An 18,108-nucleotide genomic window follows, 5' to 3' on the forward strand; every position below is an offset into this window, starting at 1 on the left:
GAGTTATATAGTGTATTAATATTGAAAGTTGAACTACCCTTTTTCGTGAATGAATAAATTCAAGGGATAGTGTCATGAAATACATATTTGCTTTAACACTTGCTTTGTGTTCTTTTTCTTCTTATGCTACAACGGATAAAGAGTTGTGTGAACAATATGGTCACGCATTGGCAGGTAATTATGTTGAAAAGCAAAAGGTTTTTCTCAGTGAACTAACGTCTCGAACCCAGCAAGGTTCTTGGTCGTTAAGCACAGAAGAATGCGCAATGTATATCAAGCGTGGTAAGAATGACTTCAACTATGAACTCGTTGAAATCGTTCTCGATTAATTATTGCCTAGCTCCAAAATGTAATTTGGGGCTATAGTAAACACCCGAAAAACAGACCGACACCAAAGATAATAAACCAGCGGACCGACCGCTGGTTTTTATAACTTACCTAGAACTACTCTGCACAACTGGCTAATGCAGATTCAGAATAATATAAATTTTCAGCTCTTCCTTTCTGCCATTAAACGGCTTTTAAAATCCGTACTTCTCTCAACCAATAATTGCTTCAACAATCTCATCCATTGTCTTCCCAGTTATATCAGGTTGCTTATACAACGGATTATATGGCCAGTTCAAACGGTCGATATAAGCGGCTTTCATACCTACGTTGAGTGCACCATGCGTGTCCCAGTCGTGGGTAGCCACCAAGCGTAAATTCTCTACTGGCAAATTCAATCTTCCAGCCAAGTAACCGTAAGCGGCGGGATCAGGCTTGAAGCTTCCAGCGTCTTCAACTGATACGATTTCATCGAAGTACTCCTCCAAGCCTGCCTGGTTAATTTGGGTAGAAACCAAGTTTAGCGATGAGTTTGAAAACGCTACTGTTTTATACCCAGCAGACCGTAAACGGAATAATGCACATTTTATATCATCATGGGGTTGAAGGCTGGCGAATGTTGACAGTATTTCAGCTTTATCAACCTCCGTTAACTCACCCCCAACACGCGAAGCGACTGTATCAAGTGTGATTTTTGAAAGGGTTAGGAAATCAGTTTTCACGCCTGTTAAAATACACACGGTCGATGTATGCAGTAACATTGAAAACCATAAGTCCGTGATTTTTTCATCACCTAAGGCTTTGCCGAACTTGGGCTTCAATGAGTCAAGGTTTAATACTGTTTCGTTAATATCGAAAATTATCGCGTCTTTCTCCACCAAAGCCCCCTTTGAGCCGTTATTTTAATAGCTGTAGATACATAGCGCATCCGCCATACCTACTTATTGCCCTCGGTTTTGTTTCGGATAGTTTGATGGAAATAGCGCACGCCGACTTTCATCATCCACCGTTGATTTAAATTCGATATCTTTGTCAATGCTTCGGGCGACAGCCACTGCCGGGCGGTTATTCACGCTGTCGAACCAACGCTTGAGGTTAGGATATGGCGCTAGCCCCTCTTCACCCAACACAACCGCAGCCTTGTCGATCCAACCCCATGCAGCCACATCTGCAATCGTGAATTCATCACTGACAATGTAGTCACGCCCTTCAAGATGGTCATCTAGCACTTCATAGTGACGTTGTGCTTCACGCAAGTAGCGGTTTTTCGCATAGGAAATTTGTTCTGGTGCCATACGGTGAAAATGGACACATTGACCCGAGAATGGACCAAGCCCAGAAGCAATAAACATCATCCAGGAAAGTAACTCTGCACGGTCTTCTGATTTACCAGCCAGCAAGCCTGTTTTTTCAGATAGGTACAGCAAGATGGCATTAGAGTCGAAAACGCGGGTACCTTCATCGACAATCGCCGGAAGCTTGCCGTTTGGGTTGATCGCACGGAACTCCGCAGTATGCTGCCCCCCTTTTAACGTATCTACCGCAACCAGTTCATAAGGCAGGTCTGTTTCAGCAAGGAACAGAGCAACCTTCATTGGGTTTGGGGTTTGATGAAAATAAAACTTAAGCATTGATGACTCTCCTGATGAATGGTGTTTAGCCGTAGGCATCTGACGGCAACGTGTGATCCCTTGTAGCAAAAGGTTTTACTCAATCTTGTCTGTTAAACTATAGAACAACATGAACGATCGCTCAATATAATTTTGAACAAATGTTCAGAATTCGATTTAATCGGTTTCCTGACATCTAGGTAATCTTACTTTTCATAATGATCATTTAAAATGCAACTTTAGGCTTTATACTGTCGTTTCATCTTTATTTTTGTTAATGCCTTACTGTGTTTTCAGTAGGGCAACGGACATCAAAATGGCTATTTCACGTCGCGCATTCCTCAAAGCCTCCATTGCAACAGCGGTTGCAGCCACCGGTGGACTCACCGTTTTCCATGCTTCAACCCGTTTTGACGAGGCAGGCACAAGCGTTATTCCCCATGCCAGCCATTGGGGGCCCTTCAATGCTATCGTCAAAGACGGCATCCTTATCGGCGTTCAACCTTTGAAAGAGCTTGACGCCATGCCTACCGAAATGCTGACCGAAGGTATTATCAGTCGTGTCTATGATAAAACCCGGGTCAAATACCCAATGGTTCGCGAGTCTTACCTCGCCGACCCGAAGGGTGATACCAAACCGCATTTACGTGGCAAAGAACCCTTTGTGAGGGTTAGCTGGGAAACGGCTTTAGCCCTAGTTGCCGATGCTATTCATACTACCGCTCAGACCCATGGTAACCAGGCACTATTTAGTAGCTCTTACGGAGGATGGTCGCATGCGGGGTTGATGCGTCCACAAGTACTGCAAGGACGGTTCTTCAACTTGATAGGTGGGCAAAGTACCACGACGGGTGATTATTCCGGCGGGGCATCCCAAGTTATCCTCCCGCACGTGATTGGAGATATGGAGGTCTATTCACCTCAGACCGCGTGGCCTGTGATCGAACAACATACCGAGGTATTTGTCCTGATCGGTTGTGATCCATGGAAAAACAACCGCATCGAGTTTCGGGTTGCCGACCACCAGATGTATCCCCATTGGAAACGGTTTGCCGATAAGGGCATGCATTTCATCTCGATTAACCCTCAACGAACCCGAACCGATGATGAACTGGATGCCGAGTGGGTGAAGATCGTTCCAAACACCGATACCGCCCTCTTCCTTGCTATGGCATATCATGCTTATAGCCAGAACCTGCATGATGCCGACTATCTTGAACGCTATACCGTTGGTGCTGACAAATTCATTGAACACTTAATGGGTACACATGATGGTACAGTAAAATCACCCGAATGGGCTGCGGGGATAACGGGTATACCAGCTGAAAAAATTACCGAAATGGCCGAGCTTTTCGCCAGCAAGAAAACCCAATTGGCGGCAGGCTGGTCGCTGCAAAGGGCCGATCACGGTGAAATGACCCATTGGGCTATCATCAACTTCGCTGCCATGCTGGGCAAAATCGGCAAGCCGGGTGAAGGTGTCGGTTTCAGTTGGCACTATGGTAACGGCGGTATGCCCCAGTCAGGCGGCTCGATGCCAGTCGGTCTATCACAAGGCAAAAACCCTATCAGTGCCAACTGTCCTGCATCACGGATTTCAGAAATGCTTAATAACCCGGGAACAACATTTACCCGTGATGGTATTGAGTACACCTACCCCGACGTTAAGCTGGTCTATAACGCAGGTAATAACCTGCTATCCCACCAGCAAAATACCAATGAGCTTATTGAAGCGCTCAATAAACAGGTGGAAACATTTATCTGCCAAGACCCGTGGTGGTGCGCTTCATCACGCTTTGCCGATATCGTATTACCGGCAACAAGTACCCTGGAGCGCGATGATTTATCATCCGGCGGTACCTATAGCAATGACAAAATATACGCAATGCGGCAAGTCATTAAGCCTTATGGTGAAAGCTTGGATGACTTTGAGATCTTCCGCCGCTTATCCGAGATCTTTGGCGTTGAACAACAATTTACAGATGGCCTGTCCTATCCTGAAATATTGAAACGTGCTTATGGTAGCTCTTCGGCAGAACTTCCTTTTGATGCTTTTTGGCAACAGGGCTATACACGACTTACAACGCCTGAGAGTGCCAATTCATGGGTACGCCACGGCGATTTCTACCGTGACCCGGAACAGTTCCCATTACATACTACGTCGGGGAAAATTGAGCTTTATTGCCAAGATATCGCCAACTTTGCCATCGCAGACTGTCCGCCGATGCCGACCTTCCTGACACCGTTTGAATATCTGGGCAACGCCAAGAACAACCAAGTGCATGTTGTCAGCCCTCACCCTTATATGCGGGTACACTCGCAAATGGCTAATGCTGAGACGAGAAAATACGAAGACGTGCAGGGGCGGCAATATGTCCTCATTAATGATCAAGATGCAGAGCGCCGCGGGATCCGAAGCGGACACTTGGTCGAAATCTTCAATGACTGGGGCAAGATCATCGCAGGGGCAAAAGTGTCAGACAAAATCATGCCCGGTGTGATCAGTTTGGAAGAAGGTGCATGGCTGCAGTTTGATAGCCAAGGGCGTTGCAACAGCGGTGCAATTAATGTCATCACCTCCAGCCAAGCATGTAGCGGATTAAGTCAGGCGAATAGTGCCAACACCTGCCTAGCCTATATACAACGCTGCCGTGACCCTGAGTCTGATAACTTGGCCTTTGACCCCCCACAAATCGTGAGTGGAAAAAAGGCAGAGCCATTAGCAACAACAGGTATTTCAATCGCCGCAGACCAAGCAGTTCAGCAAGTTGAACAAAGCCCTGGCGAAGCCCTGTTTTACCAGCGCTGTACCTTGTGCCATTCCGCCAAGGATCCTCGCCAATATACCAAGGCCCAATGGCGGGGTATAACCAAGAGCATGTTCCCACGGGCTGGACTGAGCCCAGATGAGCGCACTGCGGTAATGGCATTCCTCGAAGCCAACGCAAAAGATTCATCTGCAAACTCCCAATAAAGACAAGCACCCCATAAAGTCAAGCAGCCCAAATGTATATAACTAGGCCATGCCCATGCATGGCCTTTACAATATTGTGCCGTGATCTCATAACTACCAAGGCCGCTTGTACGAGCTTGGTATAATCTGCGACAAAATTCCCATTCGCTAAAATCATACTCGACCTAGATCAAACTTCTGTCACTTATTCTCTAAGTAACTCAATGCTATGACTACACTTATAGTGAAATCATCATTGGGGAGGAAGAATTATGGACTTCACGCAAAAGATGAGACTAAGGGGAAAAGCCGAAGAAGATCTCTATTTCGCCGAGCAAGACAGAGCATTGATTGAAGCTGTTCATGAAATGCAGAAAAAAGGTGAAATTGACAACTGGCACAAGCCAACAAGGCGTAATGAGCAAGCTAAGTCGCAATAAATCTGCTCCACACAACTTTTAGCGACTGGCAATGGCAGACAACTGCGGGCGTAGTATTGGGAAGCGTCGCTTTTCAAAGCCCAAAGCCTGCAATGCACATAATCTTTCACAGAGACTAGACCAGTCACTGCATAATATTTATTCCCTCCCCAAAAATGAATTAAGCGAGTGTATATACACTCGCTTTTTCGGTAGTCAATCACTAATAGCTATAGAGAGATTAGTCTTCAGAGTGATTGAAATGTAGCTCCGGCATAAACAAGGCAGGGTTATTTTCTGCCATCGCTTCGTACACAGCCCATTTCGACATTGCTGTATTTTGCGAGCGTTCGAACAACTCTTCAGCATGGTCCGGGTTCGTATGGCGTAGGTTAATAAACCGGCTCTCCCCTCTCATGAACTCTTCTTTTGCAATTGTTGGTCGCAACTGGTCAAGCATAAATGGGTTAAGGCCCTCTTCACGTAACGTAGGGTTGTAGCGGAACAATCTCCAGTGACCGGAAGCCACCGCTTTCTTCGCTTGCTGACGGGCCTTTGACATATCAAACCCATGGGCGATACATGGACTGTATGACAATATCAAAGACGGACCGTCATAAGCATCAGCTTCACGGAATACCTGTAGTGCCTGTTGCGGATTCGCATTCAGGCAAATCTGGGCAACGTAGACGTTTCCGTAGGAGATAGCCTGCAGGGCCAACTCTTTTCGGTGGGTCTCTTTACCACCTGCGGCGAATTTCGCGGTTGCTGCAAGTGGTGTCGCTTTTGAAGCTTGACCACCCGTATTTGAGTACACCTCGGTATCCATTACCAAGATATTGATATCGCGGCCAGACCCCATCGCATGGTCGAGGCCGTGGGCATCAATATCATAAGCCCATCCGTCACCACCCATGATCCAGATTGAACGTTTAATCAACGAATCGACTGCCGCATCCAGTAATCCTGCCTTAGGGTGTCCTTTTATGCGCTCACGGATAGTATCGATACGTTCGCGTTGCGTACGACAGTCTACTTCCGTCTCTTGCTTAGCCGTCAGGGTCGCCTGAACGAGTTCCTTACCGATGACATCTTCCAATTCCATCAGCAAACGGGTGGCCTGCCGCATTTGGTGGTCGACTGAGATACGGTAACCCAGCCCAAACTCCGCATTATCTTCAAACAGCGAATTCGACCAAGCAGGCCCCAGGCCATTTTCACCTGATGTCCACGGGGTGGTTGGCATGTTACCGCCGTAGATAGATGAACAGCCGGTAGCGTTGGCAACCATCATTCGCTCACCGAATAACTGACTGATAGTTTTCACCACAGCAGTTTCACCACAGCCAGCACAAGATGCCGGGAACTGGAAGTGCGGTGGCAAAAATTGCACCCCTTTCACCGTTGAGTAATCGACCTGTTCAAGTGGTAGTTGCGGCAATGCATCAAAGAACTCAACATTCGGTTTCTGCTCTTCCCATTGAGGGGCCGCATCAACCATGTTGATCGCTTTGCGTTCCGGGTCGGTAGGGTGACGGGACGGACAGGCGTCAACGCACAGTGTACAGCCCATACAGTCTTCGGCGTAGACCTGGATAGTGTAAGCCATATCTGGGAAGCCCCGTGCGGCCACTTCAGCATGCTTGAAGTTCTCAGGAGCATTGTCCAGCTCAGTCTTATTGTACAACTTGGCCCGAATGGTGGCGTGCGGACAGATGAATGAACAGTTACCACACTGGATACAGAGTTCTGGATCCCAGCTTGGTACACTAATCGCCTGTCGGTGCTTGTCAAAGGCCGTTGTGCCTGCAGGGAAGGTACCATCGGCTGGGATTTCGGATACGGGAATCAAATCACCTCGCATCGCCATCACTTCCTTGGTCACTTTTTGCAAGAAAGCAGGCTGCTCTGCACCGATGGTCTCGCGCATAGTAATTTCAGATGTCACCGAAGCAGGCACTTGTACTTTCTCGGTAGCCGATACTGCCAAGTCGACCGCATTCCAGTTCATCTTAACGACATTCATGCCCTTGCGAGAATACGCCACTTCAATTGAGTGTTTGATCTCTTCGATTGCACGTTGTTGATCAAAGATATTCGCCAGCATGAAGAAGCCGGTTTGCATGATGGTATTGATACGTTTCCCCATCTTGGCTTCTGCGGCGACTTTAAACGCATCCAGAACATACAACGACAGCTTTTTGTCGATAATGGTTTGCTGGACATGTTTAGGTAAGTGATCCCACACTTCTTTTGAGTCATAAGGCGCGTTGAGAAGTACCGTTGCTCCTTCTTCTGCCAAATCCAAACATTCGAACTTGGTCAGGAAGTTAAATTGGTTGATGCCAATAAACGAAGCCGACTCAATCAACCATGGCGCTTCGATTGGCTTGTCACCAAAGCGCAGGTGGGAGACAGTACGTGAACCTGCCTTTTTGGAATCATAATCGTAATAGCCTTGGACGAACTTGCCATCGATACCCCCAATGATCTTGATGGTACTTTTGCTGGCCCCGACAGTACCGTCTGACCCCCAACCGTAAAGTACAGCACGTACCGTATTGGCAGGTTCTAGGATATAGCTAGGATCGATAGCCAAGCTAGTGCGGCTCAAGTCATCGTTAATACCTACCGTAAATTGGCTAATCGATTCTTTCGAAGTCGCATTTTCAAACGCAGCTTTCACCATTGCAGGCGTGAACTGTTTGGATGACAAACCATAGCGCCCACCGGTCAGTTTAGGCATAACGGCAAGGTTGCCGCTGCTCATCTGCTGCACCAGCGTGCTCATTACATCGGTATAAAGCGGCTCGGCGACTGCACCGGAAGTTTTGCAGCGATCCATCACAATCATATTTTTGCAGGTGACAGGCAACTGCTTCATGAAGTATTCCATCGCAAACGGGCGATAGAGATGTACTTCAATCATCCCCAGTTTGGCGCCTTTATCATTGAGATCATCAATAGTCACTCGAACGGTTTCAGCCCCAGACCCCATGATCACCATCACGGTAGTTGCTTCAGGGTCGCCGTAATAGCCAAAGGGTTCATACTGGCGGCCAGTCAAACTGGCGAACTTATTCATGGCCTTCTCTACGATACCCGGTACGGCTTCGTAATAAGGGGTTACCGCCTCTCGGCCCTGGAAATAAATATCAGGGTTTTGGGCAGTACCGCGAATAATTGGGTTTTCTGGCGATAGCGACCTTTTACGGTGTGCAACAACCAATTCGTCATCGATCATTTCGCGAATCACGTCGTCAGAAACCACGTTGATCTTATTCACTTCATGGGATGTACGGAAACCGTCGAAGAAATGCATGAATGGTACGCGGGACTCCAAGGTCGCTGCCTGTGCAATCAATGCATTATCGTGAGCTTGCTGTACCGAGCTAGACGCTAACATGGCGAAACCGGTCTGGTTACAGGCCATGACATCCTGGTGATCACCGAAGATCGAAAGCGCACCAGTCGCCAGGGAACGGGCGGCAATGTGGAACACGCTAGGCGTTAATTCACCCGCTATACGGTACATATTCGGGATCATCAGCATCAAACCCTGTGATGCCGTGAAGGTAGTGGTGAGTGCACCGGTTTGCAGCGAACCATGTGTTGCACCAGCTGCCCCACCCTCGGATTGCATTTCAATGACATTGGGAACGTCACCCCAAATGTTTTTAATTTTTGCCGCTGAATATTGATCGGAAAGCTCGGCCATCGGTGATGACGGGGTGATCGGGAAAATAGCAGCGACTTCGTTAGTACGGTATGCATTGTGAGTGACGGCTGTACAGCCATCCATTGTTTTAAAATTATCTGACATCTTCAATACCTTAACGAATTGTTGACTCTGTTAGGTCGCAAGTGACAACTTCCATATCAATAGCGTGACAAGGACATTGATTCATACAGGCTTGGCACCCCGTACATTTGTCGTAGTCAAATTTATAGCGGTTTCCTTTGCCTAATTTAATGACGGCATCCTCAGGGCAGGCACCAAAGCAGCCATCACACTCAAAGCAGTTACCGCAGCTATAGCAGCGCTGTGCTTCATAGAAAGCCTGCTCTTGGGTCAGGCCCTGGACGACTTCGGTAAAGTCTTTGACCCGCTCGGCAACTTCCAGCTCTGGAATTTCATTACGGGAGGAGTCGACCTGATACCACAACTGCAGCATCTCGTGGGTAACAACCTCATGTTTTTCATCAGAAAGGTATGTACCGCCGCGTAGCCAGGCATCAATATTGCGGGCTGCTTTCTTACCGTGGCCTGTCGAGATAGTGACGGAACGATCAGATGGCACCATATCGCCACCAGCAAAAATCCCTTTATATCCTGTCATCATATGCTCATTCACATTGACGGTATTGTCTGGATTGATCTTCACATTAGGCACGTTTTCAAGCAGTTGGCTTTCGATATCTTGGCCGATAGCCATAACCATCGCATCGGCATTGAGTGTCTCGAACTCACCGGTCGGCTGGGCTACACCGTTCTCATCGAGTGCCATGATTTCCATCTTGTACTCATTGCCTTCAACGGCTTTCAAGTTGCGTAGCCAGTGGATTTTCACTCCTTCTGCTTCCGCCTCTTCAGCCTCGAACTCGTGCGCTGTCATGTTGTTGCGATCTGAGAAGAAGATAACCATCGACTCTTCTGCACCAAGACGTTTTGCAACACGTGCAGCATCCATCGCGGTGTTACCACCACCAAGCACTGCAACCCTGCGACCCAGTTTTACCTGCTGGTTATTACCAACAGAATGAAGGTAACTCGCTGCTTCCATCATCGGGCCGCAATCAACCATTGGAATATCAATCTGACGGCCAATTTGTGCCCCGATAGCCAGGAACACCGCGTCGAACTGACCTTCTTTTTTCTCTTTTACAACGTCGTCAACCTTGTGGTTGAGGGTGACTTTGACGCCCATCTCTTCGATGCGCTTTACTTCCTTGGCCAAAATGTCACGGGGTAAACGGTATTCCGGAATACCGTAGTTCATCATCCCGCCGGCTATTTCATTGGCATCACGGATCTCAACCTGATGCCCAGCCAGTCGCAGGTGATAAGCGGCAGCCAATCCCGCTGGCCCTGCACCAATAATCAGCACCTTCTTGCCTGACTCTTTACTTGGTGTTGGATATGCCCACTCTTGGTCGATAGCAAGATCACCCAGCATCCTTTCAACTTGCTGGATAGATACCGGTGAATCAACGCTGGCGCGGTTGCACGCCGTTTCACAAGGGTGATAGCACACCCGACCATGAATAGACGGCATTGGTTGGTTAATCACTAACTTCTGCCAGGCTTTTTTGAACACCTTCTCCCTGACTAATGCCAGAAAGCCCTGAATGTCATTCCCCGTCGGGCAACCTTGATTACAAGGTGGTAGATAATCTTTATAAACTGGGCGATGACTTTGCTTAGGGCCCGTACCCGTTAAATTAAATAGAGAAGCATTTCTCACAACTTGTTTAGATGACATATCTGACCCTTATGCACTTAAGGACTTCAAGGAAACCTACCCCACTCTTTATTCGGCTCAATAACAAACAGAAGGCAATAAAGAACTATACGGCAGTCACTCGATTAATAAGTGTTATTTCATAGCGGAGAACTTGTTTTATATACAAGTTTACTTACTGTTTGATGTAATCTAGCACTAAGCTACAGAGGATGACATTAAATATAACAAACCAACTCGTTAATTAAAGATTAACTCTACGAGCAGCACAAACAGAAAAGATAAAAGTCATTTACAATCAACAATATAAAACACTGAATTAGTGATAAAAAATCTCATCCCCAATAAACATAGAGGCAGAAGCAAAATATCCACATCCGTGACATCAACGATTTTTGTTACTTATATAAAAGCTATTTCGTATTTTTAACCACGACATATTTTAAGTAAAATCTGACATATAAATAACCTCAATATCAATTGATATTGAAATCATTTATATAGCAATAGTAAATATTTATGGATGATAAATTAATTCAAGGGTTTCTTCATATAAAGGGCTGTCCATAGTTCCCCATTCATAGCCTTAAAGCCACTTTTCCTTTCAATCTCTATGAAGCCCAGTGATTCATAACATCGACGTGCCGTAAGGTTGTGTTCAAATACCGTCAATTTGAGGTGCTTGGCGTTCAACGTCGTTCGGGCATACTCTTCTGCAAGCTCCACCATCTTCTTACCACACCCCTGACCTCGGATTGATGGTTCACCAATCAAGACTCGGCATAATCGGTAAGTCGACTCTAATTCATGGTACAGCTCAATATAACCAAGTTTTTTCTCGCCCTGTTGCAAGATCAAGGGTGTGACTTGCTCGCACAGCAAGTGCTTGGAAAGTTGCTCATTATCAATAGGGAATACAAACCGGTCACCACTCCAAAGGTGATTAAATTCTGCTGAAGGAACCCAGCTAATCAGTAGTTCTTTATCGGCCTCTGTAAAGGCGGTTAATTTCATTTGCTACTCCTTCCTTGGTGAGTAAAGCGACTGTTAACTTCAACGAAATCGGGACTTCAAATCGATCGTTCCTATCCACTCAGCATTATCAAGCACCGAAAACATTTATGTATCCCGCCAGTTACGTTAAACTTCACCGCAACTGACAATCATAAGTCGCTAAGAATCTAGGTTTGCTAATTGCACTGCTACCTATTCTTGGAGACTGATTTTGGAGCGCCACTTCTTATAGTTACTACGGTACTACACTTCGGCATCCAAGCTAATAAGAGTTAACTAACAATGAGTAACACAATCCAGTGGTTTCCGGGCCACATGCACAAGGCCCGTAAAGAGATCGAAGAAGTCCTGCCTAAGGTCGATGTGATCATCGAGGTGCTTGATGCCCGCATTCCTTTTAGTAGTGAAAACCCACTGATCAAAACCTTCCGCGAGAAAACCAACAAGCCGGTTGTTAAGGTTCTGAACAAGCGCGACCTTGCGGATCCTGAAATGACCCAAATGTGGATTGAGCACCTTGAACAGGAACAAGGTGTGAAGGCGCTGGCAATCACCACTGAGAATGTGAATGAAGTAAACAAGATCATGGATCTTTGTCGCAAGCTCGCGCCGAACCGCGAAGAGATGGGCAAAAACATTCGAACCATGATCATGGGGATCCCGAATGTTGGTAAATCTACCATCATCAATACCCTTGCAGGCCGCACCGTTGCCGTAACAGGTAACCAGCCAGCGGTAACCCGCCAGCAGCAGCGTATCAACCTGCAGAACGGTATTGTGCTTTCTGACACCCCGGGGATCCTATGGCCGAAAGTGGAAAACCCGCACAGTGGTTTCCGTCTGGCAGCTACCGGTGCCGTGAAAGACACTGCTATGGACTACATCGATGTGGCTTTCTTCACCATAGAGTACCTGATCAAGGCATACCCTAATCTCATCAAGGCCCGTTATGATCTTGATGAAGATGAAGTGCCAGAAACTGAAATCGAGCTGATGGAAGCCATTGGCCGCAAACGTGGCTGCCTGAAAGCCGGTGGCCGTGTTGATCTTCATAAAGCATCTGAAATTCTTATCAACGAACTGCGCAACGGTACGCTGGGCCAAATCACCATGGAACGCCCAGAAATGATCACCCAAGAGCTGATCGACGTAGCGATTGAAGCTGAACAAAAAGCGGAACAAAAGGCGAAGAAGAAAGAAGAACGCCGTAAACGCTACCTGAAAAACAAGCGTTAACCAAGACTTCGGATACCAATGACTAGCCCCTATATACTTCTGTATATAGGGGCTTTTTTATTCGATACACCGTAATATTTTCCGCAGGGTGATTGGACTCAATCTTGCACATTGGTTGCGGTATAGAAAGAAAACAGAGAAAATGGCTATCTGTTTGCTTACAGTGAAACTTTTCTTTCCCCGAACGGTCTGAATGTCATTGTAAAGGGTCTGTTCGCTACTGAGATTGTCGATGCGCAAAGCGATAAAACACAACCAAGCAGCCAAGTATACCTTGCTGTTAGTCATGGTCGTCATTTTTGTCTGTTCCGGGCAAAATTTCGGCTTTGCGGCTGCGTGCACCCTAAACTCTTCAACCTATGAATCCGAACAGTCTGTATCGGCTTCAATCCAGAACCATAAATCCAGTGACGACCCGGCAGAACAAGGCCACTGTACCCTTGCAGACCACCTGCTGCAGATGCACCAGCAGTCTGTTGAGCATGCCATTGTTAGCATGTTCATCGTAGTCTTGGCGCTGCTGATCTATGCTGCGGTCACCAAAGCTACACCTGTATTCACCGAGCCTATTCCTCCTACACGGCGGCGCCACCTCACGCTGTGTGTGTTCCGAGAATAAACCTAAGCCTTTCTCCTCAAGCCCTGCTTGAGAACGCTTTTGTTATTCTTGGAGTTATTACATTGAAAAATATGATTTTTAAACGATTTTCTGCACTGACTGCACTGCTTATTCTAATCAGCAGCCTTTTCTCGTTCTCGGCTTCTGCCGTTGAGTATTCTACCGGCTGGCTACAAAACCCAGACCACCCGCCAGTTCAATTGCGCTATATGCTGACAGGCCAGCAAGACCCACAAAACAAAACGGTCGAGGCCCTGCTGGAAGTGAAACTCGACACCGACTGGAAAACCTACTGGCGTAGCCCCGGCGAAGGCGGTGTCGCACCATCTATCGACTGGTCGCTATCCAACAACCTCGATGAAGTCGAGTGGCACTGGCCAATGCCCAAACGTTATGAGTTCCTGGGTGTTGAAACGCTAGGCTACAAGCACACCATCATCTTCCCGATGACTATCCACGTTGAAGACATGTCCAAGCCTGTATTCCTCTCAGGCATCCTGACCATGTCTTCGTGTACCAATATCTGTGTATTGACTGACTACGAAATTTTCCTCGATTTCAATCCAGCCAGCCTGACGGCATCAGAGCAGGCCATGCATCTGTATAACCAAGGCATGAGCCATGTACCGACAGAGCAACCGAGTGTCGATATCAAGGCCCTTTCTTTCGACAAGGACAAGAAAGTCTTATCTGTCGTTGCCAGCAACACGCTGGGCTGGAACCAACCAGACGTATTTATCGACGGTGAGTCGCAGAACGTCCAGGATGCATCTTTCCTAAAACCCACGGTCCATGTCGAGGGCAACACCCTCACTGCACAAATGAAAGTGAGCAGTTGGTTCGGCGAGCCTAAACTGCTGGGCGAAACACTCAATATCACCATCAGCGACACCGACTTCTCCGTCGAAACCAAAGGGGTTGCCAATGATATCCCCGTTACCATTACCGCAAGCAACAATAACCTACTCGAAATTATCGGTATAGCCCTGCTTGGTGGCCTTATCCTCAACATCATGCCATGCGTGCTGCCAGTTTTGGGCATGAAACTAAGCAGCGTGATAGCCGCTGAAGGATTGGAAAAACGCCAAATCCGTATGCAGTTCCTGTCATCGGCAGCCGGTATCCTGACCTCTTTCTGGTTATTGGCAGGTTTCCTGATCGCACTTAAGCTTTCAGGCCAGGCGCTCGGATGGGGGGTACAGTTCCAAAGCCCTTACTTTATTGGCGCAATGGTGATCATCACCGCCCTGTTTGCAGCCAACATGCTTGGCCTGTTTGAAATTCGCCTATCAAGCGGTGCCAATACTTGGATGGCGACTAAAGGTGACGACTCTTATGTCGGTCACTTTGTCCAAGGAATGTTCGCTACCCTGTTGGCGACTCCTTGTAGTGCTCCTTTCCTTGGCACCGCCGTGGCCTTCGCGCTTGGTGCTGATGTTATAACCCTAGTTGCGATCTTTACCGCATTGGCAATTGGCATGGCTGCGCCTTGGTTACTGATTGCCCTCTTCCCTCGTCTTGCAAGCCTGCTGCCAAAACCTGGCATGTGGATGGATAAGGTCAAGAGCCTGTTCGGTTTGATGATGCTGGCAACCAGCTTGTGGTTACTGAGCTTGATGACCAGTTTCTTCTCAACTGCTGCCGTCATTCTAATTGGCGTATTAATGGTTGTGGTTTTACTGTGGCGCCTAGGGAAAGTTAAAGGCCGCAAACCGGTTATTCTGGCGATGGCTTTCATCGTTGTAGGTTCTGGTGGCGGTTTGATTGCAGGCAGTATGACTGCAGATAATTGGGCAACGCCACTTCCGCAAGACCATGCTTGGCAACCACTCAATATTGATGCCATCCAGCAACACGTGAGCCAAGGCAAAACTGTCTTTGTCGATGTAACAGCAGATTGGTGTATTACCTGTAAGGTCAACAAGGTCAGCGTGCTGCTGCAAGACCCAGTGTACTCTGCACTCGAGCAAGACCATATTGTGCTGATGAAAGGCGATTGGACTAAGCCATCTGACTATGTCACCGGCTACCTTCGCTCAAATGGCCGCTTCGGTGTGCCATTCAACATCGTCTATGGGCCAAATGCACCGACAGGCATTGCCCTACCGGTTATCCTGACCAGTAATGATGTTATCAAGGCCATTGATACTGCGAGCGGCAAGGGAGTTGAATAATGACATCGAAGTCGTCGGATAAAACGGTTAAAGATAGGAACTCAAAACCTTCAAGGCTGGTGAAATGGCTAAGGGAGGCCATCCTAATGGTCCTTGTGCTGATTGCTGTTTCAACAGGCTTAGATGTATGGCGCAGCCAAAGTATGCCACAAGGTGCAATTCCGCCGTTGGTTGCCCAGTCAACCACAGGCGAGCACATCGACCTTATCGCCCGCAGCCATGAAAAACCGGTTATGGTTTATTTCTGGGGGACATGGTGCAGTGTTTGCCGTTTTGTCAGCCCAACGATTAATTGGCTGGATGATAGCTATGATGTAGTTTCTATTGCGGTAAACTCTGGCGATAACCGTCGCCTCAACGCTTATCTTGGCCACCATGATTATGGCTTTGACACCATCAACGATAACCGTGGTAGTTTGATGCAGCAATGGGGCATTTCGGCAGTCCCCTCTGTCTTCATCATCAAAAACGGTGAAGTGTCTTCTGTTACCACAGGCTTTAGCACACCTCCAGGTTTGTGGCTCAGGATGCAATTGGCGAGTTGAGGAATAACTGCCAGTTAGTACTCGCTACCTGCGTTACCAATAAAAACAGCCCAGTCCTAGACTGGGCTGAGTTTTATGTGACTAATCTAGCATCGCGGTAGTGTTCGACGTCACTCCCACTCCCAATGCCTACCTTCATGACCATCTGAAAACATCATCCGGTAACCACTGATATTTCTATGGGGGATATCATGCATGATTTTATGGAACTGTTTGCTGTCGACATGAATCAAGTTCTCATGGTCACCAGACTCAATGAACAGCTCATCTTGATCAAACAACATATCATCCACCAGCATATCGACCTGATAAGCTTGACCTATTGAAGGTATCGCACCGGGTTCACAATCCTGGAAGATATCGGTTAATTCATGCTCACCGACAAGGAAATATTGTTTCCCCATCATACGGCTGATCTTATCTATCATTACGCGGCGGTTTGAAGGAACAACAGCCATTAAAAACTCACCGTTTTGGTCTTTTAGCATAACAGCCTTCGCAACTTGCGAGGTTGGTACATGGGCCGATATAGCCGAGCTAAATGACGTATCAGTATGTTTATGCCGAGTTAAACTGAAATCGACATTGTGGCTGTTGAGGAATTGCCCTACTGTCAGTGCCATAGCCATGGGATCACCTCCTGATCTAACACCAAGCCACTTCCTTAGGATAGAAAACGGGCCTGATGGAAACTGGGCCTACAGCATCAGTATGGGAGGGGATAGCGGATTTCGCGAGCTAAATTCAGGACTAGAGTCGTAAAGAATTTCACACAGAAACGAGCCTTATTGAACAACCCTTCTCGCCTGCCAGTAAGTACTGCGCCAATAAGGGTTTTTAAGGTTTGAAATCATCACGCCTTGCGACGTTGAAGCATGGAGGAATTGGGACTCACCTAGGTAGATACCGACATGCCGTAGAGTACGCCCGGTCTTAAAGAAAACAAGATCGCCTTCTTGCAGTTCAGTAATTGCGACCCATTTACCCTGTCTGACCTGCTCGCTTGTGGTGCGCGGCAATTTTTTCTGGAACACTTCGGCAAGGCCGATCTGAACAAAGGCCGAGCAATCTATACCCGCTTTAGTTGTCCCTCCTAGCCGATATGGAGTGCCTTGCCATTGGCGGTAAACGGAGTCAAGAGACGGAGACTGGTGGATCGGGATATTCATTTCAACAAATTCATAGCGCGGATTATTGGTGTGCAGTCCACTAGATGCATCGTCGCCCTCTAATGAGCCTGGGGACGAAGAACACCCCGAAAGCCAAATTGTCAAAGCCAGTGATAGTAACTGCTTCTTCACTGTGGTTGACTCCTGTGCTGCGTCAATATGGTCTGACTATGAATTTTTTGTGGTATTAATCTACTAGATTAGTCAAAAAATGCAGGCTCGAAAACATTATTATGCGATTAAGGCAAATTTTTGACATAACTGATGAGAAAGTCAGCAAAGGCAGCAGTTAGAAAGTCAATGAGCAAAAAAAAGGCTGACTATCGTCAGCCTATAAAACTCCACACAACAGAAGAGATAGATGCTCAGCGATCACCCAAGCAAAGAGTGCACACTGCATCTATCAGAAGTATTTATCGCTTTAATTCAGTTACTTATCCAGTACTTTTTGACTGATACAGATACAACTGCGAGCAACTTCACGCATTTATGAACATCAGCACAAGATTTACCTTATCTGTTCGCTTTTTTGCACTAGGCATAGCATGTGTTTGTAAATCAACAAAAAGTGAACTTTTCG

14 protein-coding genes are annotated in these 18,108 nt (G+C 47.2%); 7 read left to right on the top strand and 7 right to left on the bottom strand.

Annotated elements, in window-relative coordinates; all coding sequences use genetic code 11:
• The first annotated feature begins 74 nt into the window (after window positions 1-74).
• Window positions 75-329 carry a hypothetical protein gene (locus BIZ37_RS17880; RefSeq protein ID WP_187462634.1) on the top strand — a complete coding sequence of 85 codons (255 nt, stop codon included), beginning with the start codon at window positions 75-77 and terminating at the stop codon, window positions 327-329.
• 210 nt (window positions 330-539) lie between these two features.
• On the opposite strand, the gene BIZ37_RS17885 is transcribed toward BIZ37_RS17880, so the two are convergent.
• Window positions 540-1,205: a haloacid dehalogenase type II gene (locus BIZ37_RS17885; protein ID WP_187462635.1), complete on the bottom strand. Its 666-nt coding sequence runs from the start codon at window positions 1,203-1,205 to the stop codon at window positions 540-542.
• 63 nt (window positions 1,206-1,268) lie between these two features.
• Window positions 1,269-1,958, bottom strand: coding sequence for a glutathione S-transferase family protein (locus BIZ37_RS17890; RefSeq protein ID WP_187462636.1), 690 nt, complete (start codon window positions 1,956-1,958; stop codon window positions 1,269-1,271).
• Window positions 1,959-2,253: 295 nt separating this feature from the next.
• Here BIZ37_RS17890 and BIZ37_RS17895 point away from each other — a divergent pair, with 295 nt between their 5' ends.
• Both BIZ37_RS17895 and BIZ37_RS17900 read left to right on the top strand, forming a co-directional pair.
• Complete coding sequence (locus BIZ37_RS17895; RefSeq protein ID WP_187462637.1) at window positions 2,254-4,911, top strand: molybdopterin-dependent oxidoreductase; 2,658 nt, start codon at window positions 2,254-2,256, stop codon at window positions 4,909-4,911.
• Between the two features lie 251 nt (window positions 4,912-5,162).
• The gene (locus BIZ37_RS17900) at window positions 5,163-5,330 is read left to right on the top strand and encodes a hypothetical protein (protein ID WP_187462638.1); all 168 of its coding nucleotides are present in this window, start codon (window positions 5,163-5,165) and stop codon (window positions 5,328-5,330) included.
• Between the two features lie 220 nt (window positions 5,331-5,550).
• On the opposite strand, the gene nifJ is transcribed toward BIZ37_RS17900, so the two are convergent.
• The 3 genes from nifJ to BIZ37_RS17915 form a co-directional block, all read right to left on the bottom strand.
• Window positions 5,551-9,132 (bottom strand): pyruvate:ferredoxin (flavodoxin) oxidoreductase, encoded by a 3,582-nt coding sequence (nifJ, locus tag BIZ37_RS17905; RefSeq protein ID WP_187462639.1) that lies wholly within the window; start codon window positions 9,130-9,132, stop codon window positions 5,551-5,553.
• Between the two features lie 10 nt (window positions 9,133-9,142).
• Window positions 9,143-10,792, bottom strand: a complete 1,650-nt coding sequence (locus BIZ37_RS17910) for an NAD(P)-binding protein (protein ID WP_187462640.1) — start codon at window positions 10,790-10,792, stop codon at window positions 9,143-9,145.
• A 510-nt stretch (window positions 10,793-11,302) separates the two neighbouring features.
• Entirely contained in the window at window positions 11,303-11,785 is a 483-nt protein-coding gene (locus tag BIZ37_RS17915; protein WP_187462641.1) for an N-acetyltransferase, read from the bottom strand.
• A 282-nt stretch (window positions 11,786-12,067) separates the two neighbouring features.
• Here BIZ37_RS17915 and ylqF point away from each other — a divergent pair, with 282 nt between their 5' ends.
• The 4 genes from ylqF to BIZ37_RS17935 all read left to right on the top strand — a co-directional run bounded on the left by ylqF (window position 12,068) and on the right by BIZ37_RS17935 (window position 16,359).
• The gene (gene ylqF / locus BIZ37_RS17920) at window positions 12,068-13,021 is read left to right on the top strand and encodes a ribosome biogenesis GTPase YlqF (RefSeq protein ID WP_107296977.1); all 954 of its coding nucleotides are present in this window, start codon (window positions 12,068-12,070) and stop codon (window positions 13,019-13,021) included.
• Window positions 13,022-13,253: 232 nt separating this feature from the next.
• Entirely contained in the window at window positions 13,254-13,640 is a 387-nt protein-coding gene (locus tag BIZ37_RS17925) for a hypothetical protein (protein ID WP_187462642.1), read from the top strand.
• 71 nt (window positions 13,641-13,711) lie between these two features.
• Complete coding sequence (locus BIZ37_RS17930; protein ID WP_187462653.1) at window positions 13,712-15,814, top strand: protein-disulfide reductase DsbD; 2,103 nt, start codon at window positions 13,712-13,714, stop codon at window positions 15,812-15,814.
• The gene (locus BIZ37_RS17935) at window positions 15,814-16,359 is read left to right on the top strand and encodes a protein disulfide oxidoreductase (protein ID WP_187462643.1); all 546 of its coding nucleotides are present in this window, start codon (window positions 15,814-15,816) and stop codon (window positions 16,357-16,359) included. The genes BIZ37_RS17930 and BIZ37_RS17935 overlap by 1 nt, the downstream gene beginning before the upstream one ends.
• 110 nt (window positions 16,360-16,469) lie before the next feature.
• Here BIZ37_RS17935 and BIZ37_RS17940 read toward each other — a convergent pair whose 3' ends face one another.
• A complete protein-coding gene (locus BIZ37_RS17940; RefSeq protein WP_187462644.1) occupies window positions 16,470-16,988 on the bottom strand; it encodes an aminoacyl-tRNA deacylase in 519 nt (172 codons plus the stop codon).
• Between the two features lie 156 nt (window positions 16,989-17,144).
• On the bottom strand, window positions 17,145-17,528 hold the full coding sequence (locus BIZ37_RS17945) for an NlpC/P60 family protein (RefSeq protein ID WP_370577390.1): 384 nt from the start codon (window positions 17,526-17,528) through the stop codon (window positions 17,145-17,147).
• Window positions 17,529-18,108 lie beyond the last annotated feature (580 nt).

The sequence above is a fragment of the Photobacterium sp. BZF1 genome, assembly GCF_014349205.1.
In the GTDB taxonomy this organism is placed as follows: domain Bacteria; phylum Pseudomonadota; class Gammaproteobacteria; order Enterobacterales; family Vibrionaceae; genus Photobacterium.